We start from the raw sequence: 13,325 nt of genomic DNA on the forward strand, positions 1-13,325 counted from the left end.
TTAGGAGCCTCGGTAGGTTGAATAGCCAAAGGGACTCAACAGCAGGGGAATGTGGTAATGCTCACCTTCACCCGATAGGTTACATTCAATATCAACCTGTGGATAAAAAACCGATTGCTGATGCTCTATAAAATACCCATCTAAACTAAATCGCAAACGATAGCGGCCCTCGCTAAGACGCTGAGAGGCGGGTAAAAGATCCGATACACGTCCATCTGCATTGGTGATGCCAGAGGCGATTTCAACCCACTCGGCCGCTTGCCAATGGCTAAGGACAATGGGAATGCCTGACGCAGGAAGTCCGCGACTGGTATCTAAAACATGGGTAGTGATTTGACTCATGGTAAAATCCTGCAGCTTAAGTCGATAACATTTTTTGTAAACGGATTAGGGTGATTTTATTCTGCTCTGCCGCCGCGATTGCCAACTCATCATCGGGTGAATTGCTCAAACGCGCGTTGAGTAGGCTCAGCATCTCTTCAGCGCTTTTACCCGTTGCACAAACGATAAAAATGTAGCCAAAGCGAGCCTCATAGGCGGTATTGCCCTCGGCCAGTGCCCGCAGTGTTTGTTCATCAGCATCAGAAACAGCGGCCTGTTCGCCCGCCGCCAAGACTTTGGTGTTGGCATATTTAGCCCGCAAAGAGCCCACATCACCAATTTTCGGATGACCTTCAAACGCTTGCAGGTAATCGGCTCGGTCAAGTCCTTGCCAGCAGGCCTCGGCCGTTGCGTAGAGTTCGTGTTCATATTCAAATGGGCGTGCGCCTAACATGCGCACCACCCACGCCTCACTCACACAGCATTGGCGCAGTGCGTTGGCGGCGGCCAGTGTATCGAGTTGGTTAAATTCATTGAGTGTCATGAAGGGTCTCATTTATTGTATCAGTCAATTGATGAAGGTCGCCTGTATCAATGAAAGAGGTTGCTTGTGTGCTGTAGACCTCGATCAGGCGGCCAGCAATCGATACCGCAACCTCCATTGGGCGTTTTCCTCCCGTCCCTTTTATGCCAATCGGACATTCGATGCCTTGTATCTGCTCAGATGAAAAACCCGCGCGCTGCAATCGATGACGAAAGCGAGCGGCTTTGGTTTTAGAGCCAATCAAGCCGATAAATCCTTCATGCTGCTGTGCGAGTGCTGCTGCGCAGATATCGTAATCTTGGGCATGGCAGTGCGTCATGATGAGGATCAAGGCCTGTTTGGGAATGCGTTGGAAGACATCCGTTGTATCTTGTACGGCATAGGGTGTGCAATTGGGCGCGTCTTGTTTTGGTAAAAATTCTTCTCGAGTATCAACCCAGTGAAGATGGACGGGCAGCTCAGATAAAATCAAACTCAGTGCTTTGCCGACGTGACCTGCTCCAAACAGCCAAACCTGAGTGCTGGTGTTCACAAAGCATTCAAAGAGTAGAGTGGCATGGCCGCCGCAGCATTGTCCCATGGCGGCAGCCAGTGGGATTTTCTCGATGCGTTGACAGGCCTTTCCTTGTGCTAAGAGTTGACGAGAGAATTCAATGGCGTGGAGTTCAAGATTTCCGCCGCCGATGGTGTCAATCGCTTGGTCACAGGCAACGAGCATTTTGCTGCCAGCATTGCGGGGAACCGAGCCTTCTGTAGCAATGACACTGACCAGCACATGAGCCCGTCCATCACGTTGATAGTCGGCTAAGGCATCGCTCCAACGAATCATTCAGCCTCCTTAGCCGCAAAGCGAAGTGCATTAATTGCCGTAAGAACACGCTCAGGTGTCGCCGGGGTATCGAGATCGGGACTTATGCGGTAATCACTCAGGCTACTGATGGCATCGCGCAGGGCTGACCAGACCGAAATGGCGAGCATAAAGGGAGGTTCACCCACGGCTTTAGAATGGTAAATGGTCGCCTCTGGATTAGGTTGTTCGTAGAGTGCGACATTGAAAATGGGCGGTGCATCACTGATGGCTGGAATTTTATAGGTTGCGGGCGAGTTACTCAGCAGAATGCCGTCTGGATTCCAAACCAACTCTTCGGTGGTTAACCAGCCCATGCCCTGAATAAAGCCACCCTCAATTTGTCCAATATCGATTGCGGGGTTCAAGCTTTGTCCTACATCATGAAGGATGTCGGTTTGCAGCAAACGGTACTCACCCGTTAAGGTGTCGACCAACACCTCAGACACCGCCGCTCCCATAGCAAAGTAAAAGAAAGGGCGGCCTTTTGCTTGAGTGCGGTCATACCAAATCTTCGGTGTTTTGTAGTATCCGGTGGCCGATAAAGGCACTCGCGCCAAATAGGCATCCTGTACCACTTCCGCAAAGCATTTTGAGTCTGTCTCCGTCCACCAGATGCGCCCATCCGCAAAGCGCAGTTGCTCCACGTTTATTGCCAGTGTTTGTGCTAGATAGTCGGACAAGCGTTGTTTCAAAATGAGTGCCGCTTGTTCGGCGGCTTTGCCGTTTAGGTCGGTGCCACTGGATGCCGCCGTGGGAGAGGTGTTGGGAACTTTGTCGGTGCGGGTGGCGGTTATCAAGATGTTTTCGCAGCTGATCCCTAAACACTGTGCAACAATTTGTGCCACCTTGGTGTGGAGTCCTTGTCCCATCTCGGTGCCACCGTGATTCACCTGAACACTGCCATCCGTGTACAGATGAATCAGTGCGCCAGCCTGATTCAAGTGCTGCACTGTAAATGAAATACCAAATTTAACAGGCGTGAGTGCTAAGCCTTTTTTCAGAATAGGGCTGTTGGCATTCCAGTCACGGATGGCGGCTCGGCGAAGCCAATACTGGCTACTCTCTTCTAAGGTCTCGATAATCTGATGTAGGGGCGCATAGTCCACGTCTTGATGATAAGGCGTGACATCGCGCTCGGCTTGGTAAAGGTTGCGTTTACGTATTTCCAAGGTGTCACAGCCTAAGCGACGGGCGATATCATCCATGGCGCGTTCAATAATCATCATGCCTTGCGGCCCACCAAAGCCACGAAAGGCCGTATGTGAAACCGTATTGGTTCGCGCGCGGTGGCCTTGAATGCGGGCATTGCTTAAAAAGTAGGCGTTGTCCGCATGAAACATGGCTCGATCGACGATGGCATCGGTTAAGTCAGGCGAGTGCCCGCCATTGCCAATGACCGTGATGTCGGCCGCTAAAAAGCGGCCTTGTTCATCCGTGCCTATACGGTAGTGATTGACAAAAGGATGGCGTTTGCCGGTCATCACCATATCGTCGACACGGGGTAATCTGAGTTTAACGGGCTTCTGAATCTTTTTCGCCACCAAGGCGGCTAAGCAGGCCCAGGGTGCGGCTTGTGTTTCTTTGCCGCCGAAGCCACCGCCCATGCGTCTCATATCAACGGTCACACGGTTAAACGGGATGTGCAGGACCTCTGCGACCAGTTTTTGCACTTCGCTCGGGTGCTGGCTGGATGTATAAATGAGCATACCGCCCTCTTCGCAAGGCACGGCCATAGACACTTGGCCCTCGAGGTATAAATGCTCTTGTCCACCAACATTCATCTTGCCCTCAAGACGAATCGGAGCGTTGCTTAGGGCAAGATCTATGTCTTCCCCTATTTGCATCTGATGGCTGGGCCTGACCAGTTCGCCAGCGGCAACTGCGGCTTCAGCGTCAAGTTGTGGAGGCTCCTTTGCGTACTCGATCACGGCTAAACGGGCGGCTTGGCGCGCTTGGCGTTCGGTCCTGGCCGCGACCACTGCAATCGGTTGGCCTGCGTAGGCAATCATGTCGCTGGTTAAAATTGGGTCACCTGGAAATACCGGACCGATATCCGTAATGCCAGGAATATCGTCCAATGTAAGCAGGGTGACGACGCCGGGCGCGTGTAAAACGGGGGTTAAATCCAGACGAGTAATCTTGCCTTTGGCGATAGCGCTGCGTATCACGGCAGCATACATGAGTCCCTGCGGCTCGCGAATATCATCCACATATAAGGCACTGCCAGCGACATGGCGCTCGGCACTTTCATGTGGAATTTTTTGCCCTATGCCTGAGGGGATAGAGGCAGTTGCCGTATCTAACGCAGTTAAATTACGCATAATGGCTGACCTCCAGTGATGTGCCAGTTAAATATTCGTGCACTGCGCGTGTGAGTAAATTGGCGGCCACCTCAAGTCGGTACTGGGCACTGGCACGGACATCGGTTAAGGGCGAAAAGTCTTGTGTTAGCGCATGCTGTGCCGCTTGGATGCCTTCTAGGGTAAAGGCTTGACCTAACAGGGCCTGCTCAGCATGCAAGGCGCGGGCTGGGGTCGCGGCCATCCCCCCTAAGCCTAAACGCGCATCCGAGATACAACCCTTGGCATCTAATCGAATTCGCAAGGCAAAGCACACGGCCGAAATATCATCATCAAGGCGTTTTGAAATTTTATAGACTCTAAAAAAATCAGCGGGGTCTAGCAAGGGGATGCGAATGCTTTCAAGGATGCCAGCTTTGGGCAGGCAGGTTTGTCGGTAGCCCGTAAAAAAATCCTTAATCGGCAGCGTTTGCTGTCCCTCGGGAGACACGAGCCTTAGCTCAGCATCAAGGGCTAAGAGTACAGGGGGTGTATCGCCTATAGGAGACGCATTGGCAATGTTACCGCCAAGGGTGCCTTGATTGCGAATTTGTTGTGAACCTAAACGCACAAATAGGGCGGCTAGAGGGGGGAAGTGGGTTTTCATCTGAGCATGGCATTCTTGATAGGTCACTGCTGCGCCTAAGATCAGGGAGTCATCCGTCACCTCAATGCGCTTAAGCTCAGCCACCTTGCCCGTATAGATAAGCTTAGGAATATCCTTAAGTTGTTGCGTGGTGTCGAGCGCAAGGTCAGTGCCACCAGCCACTAAGCGTGCATCGGGATGCGCCTCAAGCCACTCGATTAACTCGCTCAACTGCGTGGGTGAGTGAAAAAACGCAGAAGACGGTGTTAAGGAGGGCTGGGGCACATTCGTTTGAGCGGACGCTTGCAGGGTGAGCAAGGCCTCTCGAATCGATTGAGTCTGTTCTGTGAAGGCGTCAGGTTGGGTGCTGAGGGATAAAGCCGCATCAATAATGGGTCGATAGCCCGTGCATCGACAGAGGTTGCCGCCTAAATGCTCGTTGATCTCTTCTCGTGTCAGACGTTCTTGCTGTGTTAGCTGTTCACGTTGCTTGTAAAGACTGAATAACGACATGACAAAGCCAGGCGTACAAAAACCACACTGAGACGCATGATGATCGACCATCGCTTGTTGCACAGGATGGAGCTCGCCCGTTGAGGAACTCAAGCCTTCAACCGTAATGACTTGTCGACCCTCTAGGCTACCAAGGTACGTGATACAACTATTGACCGTTCGATAGGTTAGGCCATTGGGACTCGGGTCAGCGACGACTAGGGTACACGCACCGCAATCACCTGATGCACAGCCTTCTTTACTACCACGGTGCATCAACTGAGTGCGTAAATACTCTAAAAGCGTCGTATCTGGTGCAAAATTTTCAACCGTCAACTCTTCTTGATTTAGTATGAATTGCATCCCGAGTCATCCTTACATTGAATGGTGTTTTTAACCTATTGATAGTTAAGTTTATTTTATTGTCTGCATGGCGCTTTTTGTCTAATGACTAGACTGGGCCGATACTTCATTACAACTATAGATCAAAATAAACTTGTCTGACTGGTCAAGTATTGCATTTATCTTGCCAATTTTCGAATGCTTGGGGAAGACGTTCGAAATTAATTGAGATGAGCGGGACACACTTTTTGTCCCGCGTGTCTAATAAAGATAGAACTCTGTGCACTTAAGCACCAATCCCTCTTGCGGTTTGTAGCGATAAAAGAAAGAATCGTTGGCTTTTGAGATGTTTTTTACAACGAAATGATGTGGAATTGGCTTAAATCCAGACAAAAAGGAAGGGTAAATGCTGCAGGTGACCCACTTAGCTAAATCTCATCAGACGCCACAGGGCCCGCTGCCGTTGTTCAGTGACTTGCATTTTAACCTTCACGCAGGGGAGAGTATCGCCTTAATGGGCGAATCCGGGTGTGGTAAATCCACACTGCTGCATATGGTTGCAGGCCTTGAGCAGGCCGATAAGGGGCGCATTCTGATCGCAGATCAAGATCTTTGCCAGATGAATGATCGCCAGAGGTCTCAGCTTCGGCGCTATCAGCTAGGTATTATTTTTCAGCAGTTGAATTTGATACCGAGCCTGACAATCTATGACAACCTCGTCTTTCAGGCACGACTTGCGAATAGGGTTGATGATCGCTGGCTAATGCATCTTGTCGCGACCTTAGGGTTAGAGGCACTCCTTAAACGCTACCCGGCTCAGTTATCTGGCGGACAGCAGCAACGTGTGGCGATTGGGCGTGCGTTAGCGGCGCGTGCGCCTATACTGTTGGCGGACGAACCCACTGGCAGTCTCGATGAAACCAATGCAGAGCAGGTGATGACGCTCATGCTGGCGCTGGTCAAAGAAACAGGGACAAGCTTATTAATGGTGACACACAGCGCTTTGCTGGCTGCACGTTTAGATCGTTCATTGACCTTAAGCCAAGGACAACTCAAGTAATGCGAGTTCGGATGCCTTCCTTATGGATATTACACGCGTTACTCAGTCACTGGTGGCGACACCCGGTTCAATTAAGCACGCTCGTTTTAGGGTTACTGGCCGCGACCGCGTTGTGGAGTGGCGTACAAGCGCTGAATCAGCAGGCGCGACTGAGTTACGATCAGGCGGCGGCTCGATTCGATAGCATCAATCAAGCGCAGATCGTCAGTGTAGGTGATCAACCTATTCAAGAGTCAGAGTACATTCGTTTACGACGCCTGGGTTGGATAGTGACTCCCTTGGTCGAGGGGGCATTGTCGTTAGAGGCTTTATTTAAGCTAGAGGATTTGCCAGAGAAGGATGTCAAGATTCAGATTGTCGGCATTGACTCAATGACCCTACAATCCTCGAATCGATCTGATCAAGGTTCAACGGGCTTACCGGACAACCTGTCTTTAAACGACTTTTTAACGCCTCCTTGGCAGGTGTGGATGTCGCCCTCTACGGCGGAGCGTTTAAGGCCGCTGCTAGCACATGCCACGGCGGATGCCTTTCCCTTTAATCCGCAGGGTGAAAAGGTCAAGATTCACACCAGTACGGCCTTGGCGCATAACGAGGTTATGACCGATATCTATTTGGCTCAGCATTGGCTGGGAATGGAAGGACACGTCTCACGCCTGTTGCTGTTAGACGCACAGACCCCCTCCGCTTTGCCTGACGATTTAGCGGCGGCTCTGCGCCTGATACTGCCACAAAGTGATCATGACATTTCGCGCTTAACGGCTAGCTTTCATCTTAATTTAACCGCATTAAGCCTGCTGGCCTTTTTGGTGGGATTGCTCATGGTTTACTCAGCCATTCATCTAGCGCTCACTCAGCGTTTAACCTTGCGTCGTATTTTATTCAGTTGCGGTGTCAGTCAGCGTGAGTTGATGGCGTGGTTACTGCTAGAGCTCTTACTCCTGAGTGGCTTGATTGCACTTCCGGGGTTAGTGGCTGGCTATTGGATCGCCACTCTTTTATTGCCCGATCTGTCGGCCAGTCTTGCTGGCTTGTACGGTGCTCAAGTATCAAGTGAGCTACAACTGTCTTGGCAATGGTGGCAGCAGGGGGTGTTTATGGCGTGGGGTGGCACTTTAATTGCCGCAATCGTGCCTTTGATCAAACTCATTAAACAGGATGGTGTTCATTTAGGTCAGTCAATGCCATCGCTAAATGATCAACGACGGCTTAAAGGACTAAGTATATTGGGGCTTGTATCTCTCCTGATGGCAGTCCTCACTGCAGGGCTAGGTCAGTCCTTATTCAGTGGCTTTTTACTCTTAGCCTTGGTGTTTTTGAGTGCAGCCCTGTTGATGCCCGTGATCTTGGATAGGCTCCTCAGCCTCTGTCAACGTTCGGCTAAATCAATGATCACTCAGTGGCTCTGGGCGGATGCACGCTTGCAAGTTCCGAACCTAAGCGTTGCATTGGTGGCACTATTACTCGCGTTGTCGACGAGCATTGGCGTGGGAGGCATGGTCGAAGGGTTTCGTAACACCTTCACCGGATGGCTCGATCAGCGTCTTGCTGCCGAAGTCTACGTGCGCACAGACAGTGAAGAGCAGGCTCAGCAAGTGACACAATGGTTGGCAGGCACTCCAAGTGTGACGGCTGTTCTTCCATCGGCGAGGGCAGCGACCCAACTTGAAGGAGTCCCCATTGAGTTACGAGGCTTTCAGGTGCATAGCACCTATGTCGACCACTGGCCCCTTCTGAGCGAAGCACCACAGGTATGGCAAGCAATAGAAAGCGAGTCTGCGGTCATGATCAATGAACAGTTGGCACGACAGCTCGCGCTTAATTTAGGCGATTCGATTGCATTGCAGGGGATGCAGCAGCGTGAATTTACCATCCTTGCCATTTTCAGTGATTATGGCAACCCTAAGGGGCAGGTGATGATGTCGCTGGATACGCTGTATCTCAACTGGCCTGATGCTGAACGTGGAAGTTTTGCGCTGCGTATTGAGCCGTCTCAGATAGACGCATTAATATCGGCCCTTAAAGATGAGTTCGGTTTTACGGGGACACAAGTCTTAGATCAGCAAGCGGTCAAAGGGTATTCGTTGCAACTGTTTGAACGCACCTTTGCCGCGACTCAGGCCCTTAATCTTCTGGTGCTGGCGATTGCGGCCATCGCTCTTTTCGGTAGCCTGCTGACCTTATCGAATATGCGCTTAACGCAGGTTGCGCCGATTTGGGCCTGTGGTGTCTCGCGTCGACAATTGCTGCTGATTGAACTGCTAAGACTACTAGCGCTTGCCTTGATCACCGCCTTGTTAGCAATTCCCTTGGGTTTAATCATTAGCTATTGCTTGGTGAATGTGATCAATGTTCGTGCCTTCGGTTGGGCACTTCCTTGGCAGATGTTTCCACACCAATGGTTTTACTTAACACTCTCCGCGCTGGTGAGTGCATTTTTAGCGGCGCTCATCCCAGTTTTAAAATTACAATTTTGCTCACCCGGTGAGCTGTTAAAAGGCTTTCGTGATGATCAATAAAGTCGGCGTCCTGCTGATGGTCTTGTGGGCACTGGTGGGCTGTGACCCCGTGCCTTCGACACAAGGCTTTGCAGGGCTAGGATCGGATGCAACGGGCTTTGCTCAGGTAGAGCCTGATGCTGAAATTGACTATCCTGAAGCACTCAATCAGCACTCAGATTATCGTATTGAGTGGTGGTATGTGACGGCCAATCTAGAAAGTGAATCGGGTGAAACACTCGGCATTCAATGGACGTTGTTTCGTCAGGCCAGTTCACCGTCACCACAGCGCGAAGGTTGGGCGAATCAGCAACTCTGGCTTGGGCATGTCGGGCTCACACGTGCTAATCAACATTTCTCGGCGGATCGATATGCACGTGGCGGTGTGGGGCAAGCGGGTGTTGAAATGGACCCCTTCACGGCGTGGATCGACCATTGGTCAATGAGAGCAAATGATGAAGCGGCCACGCAGTTTACGCTTACGGCACAAACTCCTGAGTTTAGTTATGATTTGGCGCTAGCCAACGTTGGACCTTCTGTGCTGCAGGGGAATCAGGGGTATAGTGTGAAATCGCCACAGGGCCAAGCGTCGTATTATCTGAGCTTACCTTTTTTACAGGCCTCAGGTTCAATCCAAATAGGCGATGAGCAGTTTAGTGTCACAGGCGATGCTTGGCTTGACCGAGAATGGAGCAGCCAGCCCTTAGCCGAGGATCAAGAAGGTTGGGACTGGTTTTCACTCCATCTGGATCAGGGGGATAAGTTGATGTTGTTTCGTCTTCGCCACCGTCAAAGCCAAGACTATTTTTCTGGCACCTATATTTCAGCCGATGGCACGGCGTATCCTTTGCAACCCAATCAAATTCGAATGCAGCCGTTACGTCAACACTCTGTTGCTGGCAGACGGCTTCCGGTTGAATGGCAGCTGACGGTCGAAGATGTCGGCATTGATCTGCGCACTCAAGCACTGAATCCGAATGCTTGGATGGCAACAGGTATCGCCTATTGGGAAGGCCCTATTCGTTTTGAAGGGAGTCATTCTGGCAAGGGCTATTTGGAAATGACAGGGTATTGAAGGGGTCTTTAAATAAAAAACGGCCAATCTATGTTGGCCGTTTTTATGAGTAGATAAGAGTGTTTAGGGGAAGAAAATAAACTTAACAATGAAAAACGCCGCTAAGGCATAGACACTGACACTGACACTTTTTCCCTGACCTGAAAACAGCTTGATGACGGCATAGCTGACAAATGCCAAAGCAATGCCGTGAGCAATCGAAAAGGTTAACGGCATGGTCAATGCGGCAATCAGTACGGGTGCCGCTTCTGATACATCGTCCCAATCGACCTTGGATAGGCTGCCAGTCATTAAGACCGCAACATAGAGCAAAGCCCCTGCAGTGGCATAGGCCGGGATTGAACCTGCTAAGGGTGCGAAGAACAAACTAATTAAAAATAACGCAGCCACCACAACCGCCGTTAAACCGGTGCGCCCGCCCGCCGCAACACCCGATGCACTTTCAATATAACTGGTGGTCGACGACGTACCTAAGCCCGCACCGATCACCGTCGCGGTTGAGTCAGCGAGCAGGGCTTTTTTGATACGCGGTAGTTTACCGTCTTTATCCAAGAGTTTGCCGCGCTCACCCACACCGATTAGGGTGCCTGATGTATCAAAAAGATCCACAAACAAAAAGGCAAAGATGACGCTAATCATCCCGACTTCGAAGGCACCTGCAATATCCATTGCCATAAAGGTGGGTGCAATGGAGGGGGGCATGGACATTAACCCACCAAACTCATTGTGTCCCAGAATAATAGCCAAGATGGTGACGCTCAAAATGCCGATCATCACGGCCCCAGTGATTTTTAAATACGCCAAGGCAGCAATCACGAAGAAGCCTAAGAGGCCATAAATGGCAGGAGGGCTGGATAAATCACCCAATGTAACGAGGGTAGCGGGGTGTTGAACAACGATACCTGCGTTTTTCAGCGCAATAATCGCCAAGAATAGACCGATACCGGCTGCAATGCCGAGCTTAAGTGAGGACGGAATGGAGTTGATCACCCACTCACGTATCGGGAAGACGCTGATGAGGATAAATAAAACACCCGATAAGAAAATGGCGCCGAGAGCCACTTCCCATGTATAGCCCATGCCGAGCACAACACCGTAGGTGAAAAAGGCATTTAAGCCCATTCCTGGTGCAAGCGCGATCGGATAATTTGCATAAAGCCCCATAATTAAACAGCCAATCGCAGCTGCAAGACAGGTGGCAACAAACACAGCACCCTGATCCATGCCGGTTTGGGCCAACATCGAAGGGTTAACAAAAATGATGTACGCCATCGTCAAAAAGGTGGTGATGCCGCCTAATACCTCGTTTTTCACCGATGTATTGTGGGCTTGGAGCTGAAAGAGTCGTTCAAGCATAGGGATTCCCTTTTAGAGTTTTCTGCCACAGCTGGGCATGATCAGCATAATTATCTCGTCGTAAAGACCGAGTGTCTGAGAACTTAATGGCAAATCTCATGCCAAAAAATTGATCGACTGGTCAACTTAATAAGTTAGACGATGATGCGTATAATACAACGTATCCTGCGTATAATTTTATGATTTTACGCATTTGAGAGACTCATCACCCGACTTAACCGACTGATTAGGAAACTATATATGACAGAGCATCACTATCGAATGGATTTTCCCGTGGGTTGGGAAGAGCTGCATCGCAATGCGAGAGCCTTGGCTTGGCGTTTGTTGGATAAAGGCGAGTGGAAGGGCATTATCGCGATTACTCGGGGTGGCTTAGTGCCAGCGGCGATTCTCGCGCGTGAAATGGACATACGTTTAATCGACACCATTTGTGTTGTGAGTTATCAAAAGAGTGATGCCTCGGGCACGGCGGCGAAACAAGGCGCACTGGATGTCCTAAAAGGGGTTGAAGGGGATGGTGAGGGCATGATTTTGATTGACGATCTGGTTGATACGGGGAAAACCGCGCGCCATGTTCGTGAAATGCTCCCTAAAGCGCACTTCGCAACGATTTATGCCAAGCCAGCAGGCAAGCCTTTGGTAGACACCTTTATTACCGAAGTCAGCCAAGATACTTGGATACGTTTTCCATGGGATATGGAGCATACCTTTTCGACGCCGCTGGCGGATCGGACGAAAGGACAGTCGGGTAGTTGAGGTCATGGGCTGAGCGCATGAAGAACACAGGTGGTCAGCCCCGCCTATCTAAGCTATCCTGATCGCCAATATAGATCGACTCATGGGCTGTCGCGGCCTGTTATGGAGCACATGTGACCCAATCGTCCCAGCCACACCCGTTTGAGCGTTTGACGCCGGATTTTATTCTTGATGCTATCGAAGCACAGGGTTTTCTATCTGACGGTCGCGTATTGGCATTGAACTCATACGAAAATCGGGTTTATCAGATAGGTATCGACGAAAAAGTGCCGATCATTGCCAAGTTTTATCGGCCAGGGCGTTGGACGGATGCTCAAATTCAAGAAGAGCACGATTTTTGTGATGAGTTAGTGGCACAAGACCTGTCAGTCGTTCCCCCTATGCGTGTACAAGGTCAAAGTCTTTTGCATTATCAAGGCTTTCCGATTGCGTTGTACGAGCGTAGAGGCGGACGGGCACCGGACTTAGACAACCCTGATCATTTGTATCAGCTAGGTCGAACCCTTGGACGCATGCATTTGGTGGGTGCGGTGAAGCCCTTCACACATCGTCCAACCCTCGATATGCAAAGTTTTGGCTATCAAAGCATCGAACGCTTGCTGTCAGGGTTTATTCCGGCGTCATTAGAACCGGCCTATCGAAGTTTGACTCAAGATCTCATGCAGCGGATCGAAGCGGCGTTTGCACTTTATCCTGATATTCGCTACCTGCGTGTGCACGGGGATTGCCATGGTGGCAATTTACTCTGGCGTGACGATTTGGCGCATTTTGTCGACTTTGATGACGCGCGCATGGCACCTGCGATTCAGGATTTATGGATGCTATTGAGTGAAAATGAACGCTCTCAGCGCGAATTGCAGCTTGCCGAGGTGCTGGCAGGGTACGAGGAGTTTGCAGAATTTGATCCACGCGAGCTTCATTTGATTGAACCTTTGCGGACCCTTAGAATGCTGCATTACAGTGCGTGGTTGGCAAGGCGTTGGGAAGACCCTGCTTTTCCATTGAATTTTCCTTGGTTTAATACCGAGCGCTATTGGGGAGAGCATATTTTGCAACTGCGTGAGCAACTATCGGCTTTAAACGAACCGGTCTTACGGATTTTGTAA

General features: G+C 50.6%; 11 protein-coding genes. 5 read left to right on the forward strand and 6 right to left on the reverse strand.

Features of this window, described 5'->3' with window-relative positions:
* Genes uraH through xdhA form a run of 5 tightly spaced genes read right to left on the reverse strand, consistent with a single transcriptional unit; the run spans window position 1 to window position 5,495 of the window.
* A complete protein-coding gene (gene uraH, locus DN062_RS05110) occupies window positions 1-342 on the reverse strand; it encodes a hydroxyisourate hydrolase (RefSeq protein WP_112158188.1) in 342 nt (113 codons plus the stop codon).
* 16 nt (window positions 343-358) lie between these two features.
* The gene (gene uraD, locus DN062_RS05115) at window positions 359-865 is read right to left on the reverse strand and encodes a 2-oxo-4-hydroxy-4-carboxy-5-ureidoimidazoline decarboxylase (protein ID WP_112158190.1); all 507 of its coding nucleotides are present in this window, start codon (window positions 863-865) and stop codon (window positions 359-361) included.
* Window positions 852-1,694 carry a xanthine dehydrogenase accessory protein XdhC gene (gene xdhC / locus DN062_RS05120; RefSeq protein ID WP_112158192.1) on the reverse strand — a complete coding sequence of 281 codons (843 nt, stop codon included), beginning with the start codon at window positions 1,692-1,694 and terminating at the stop codon, window positions 852-854. The genes uraD and xdhC overlap by 14 nt, the downstream gene beginning before the upstream one ends.
* Window positions 1,691-4,036 (reverse strand): xanthine dehydrogenase molybdopterin binding subunit, encoded by a 2,346-nt coding sequence (xdhB, locus tag DN062_RS05125; protein ID WP_112158194.1) that lies wholly within the window; start codon window positions 4,034-4,036, stop codon window positions 1,691-1,693. The genes xdhC and xdhB overlap by 4 nt, the downstream gene beginning before the upstream one ends.
* A complete protein-coding gene (xdhA, locus tag DN062_RS05130) occupies window positions 4,029-5,495 on the reverse strand; it encodes a xanthine dehydrogenase small subunit (protein WP_112158196.1) in 1,467 nt (488 codons plus the stop codon). The genes xdhB and xdhA overlap by 8 nt, the downstream gene beginning before the upstream one ends.
* A gap of 385 nt (window positions 5,496-5,880) precedes the next feature.
* On the opposite strand from xdhA, the gene DN062_RS05135 reads away from it, so the two are divergent.
* Genes DN062_RS05135 through DN062_RS05145 form a run of 3 tightly spaced genes read left to right on the forward strand, consistent with a single transcriptional unit; the run spans window position 5,881 to window position 10,107 of the window.
* The gene (locus DN062_RS05135) at window positions 5,881-6,534 is read left to right on the forward strand and encodes an ABC transporter ATP-binding protein (protein WP_112158199.1); all 654 of its coding nucleotides are present in this window, start codon (window positions 5,881-5,883) and stop codon (window positions 6,532-6,534) included.
* The gene (locus DN062_RS05140) at window positions 6,534-9,053 is read left to right on the forward strand and encodes an ABC transporter permease (RefSeq protein ID WP_112158200.1); all 2,520 of its coding nucleotides are present in this window, start codon (window positions 6,534-6,536) and stop codon (window positions 9,051-9,053) included. Before DN062_RS05135 ends, DN062_RS05140 begins: the two co-directional genes overlap by 1 nt.
* Window positions 9,043-10,107, forward strand: coding sequence for a lipocalin-like domain-containing protein (locus DN062_RS05145; RefSeq protein WP_112158202.1), 1,065 nt, complete (start codon window positions 9,043-9,045; stop codon window positions 10,105-10,107). The genes DN062_RS05140 and DN062_RS05145 overlap by 11 nt, the downstream gene beginning before the upstream one ends.
* Before the next feature lie 63 nt (window positions 10,108-10,170).
* Here DN062_RS05145 and DN062_RS05150 read toward each other — a convergent pair whose 3' ends face one another.
* The gene (locus DN062_RS05150; protein WP_112158205.1) at window positions 10,171-11,463 is read right to left on the reverse strand and encodes an NCS2 family permease; all 1,293 of its coding nucleotides are present in this window, start codon (window positions 11,461-11,463) and stop codon (window positions 10,171-10,173) included.
* A gap of 240 nt (window positions 11,464-11,703) precedes the next feature.
* Between DN062_RS05150 and gpt the strand changes: the two genes are divergently transcribed.
* Both gpt and DN062_RS05160 read left to right on the forward strand, forming a co-directional pair.
* A complete protein-coding gene (gene gpt / locus DN062_RS05155; RefSeq protein WP_036507821.1) occupies window positions 11,704-12,219 on the forward strand; it encodes a xanthine phosphoribosyltransferase in 516 nt (171 codons plus the stop codon).
* 113 nt (window positions 12,220-12,332) lie between these two features.
* Window positions 12,333-13,325 carry a serine/threonine protein kinase gene (locus DN062_RS05160; RefSeq protein ID WP_112158207.1) on the forward strand — a complete coding sequence of 331 codons (993 nt, stop codon included), beginning with the start codon at window positions 12,333-12,335 and terminating at the stop codon, window positions 13,323-13,325.

It is taken from the genome of Nitrincola tibetensis, assembly GCF_003284585.1.
Lineage (GTDB): Bacteria > Pseudomonadota > Gammaproteobacteria > Pseudomonadales > Balneatricaceae > Nitrincola > Nitrincola tibetensis.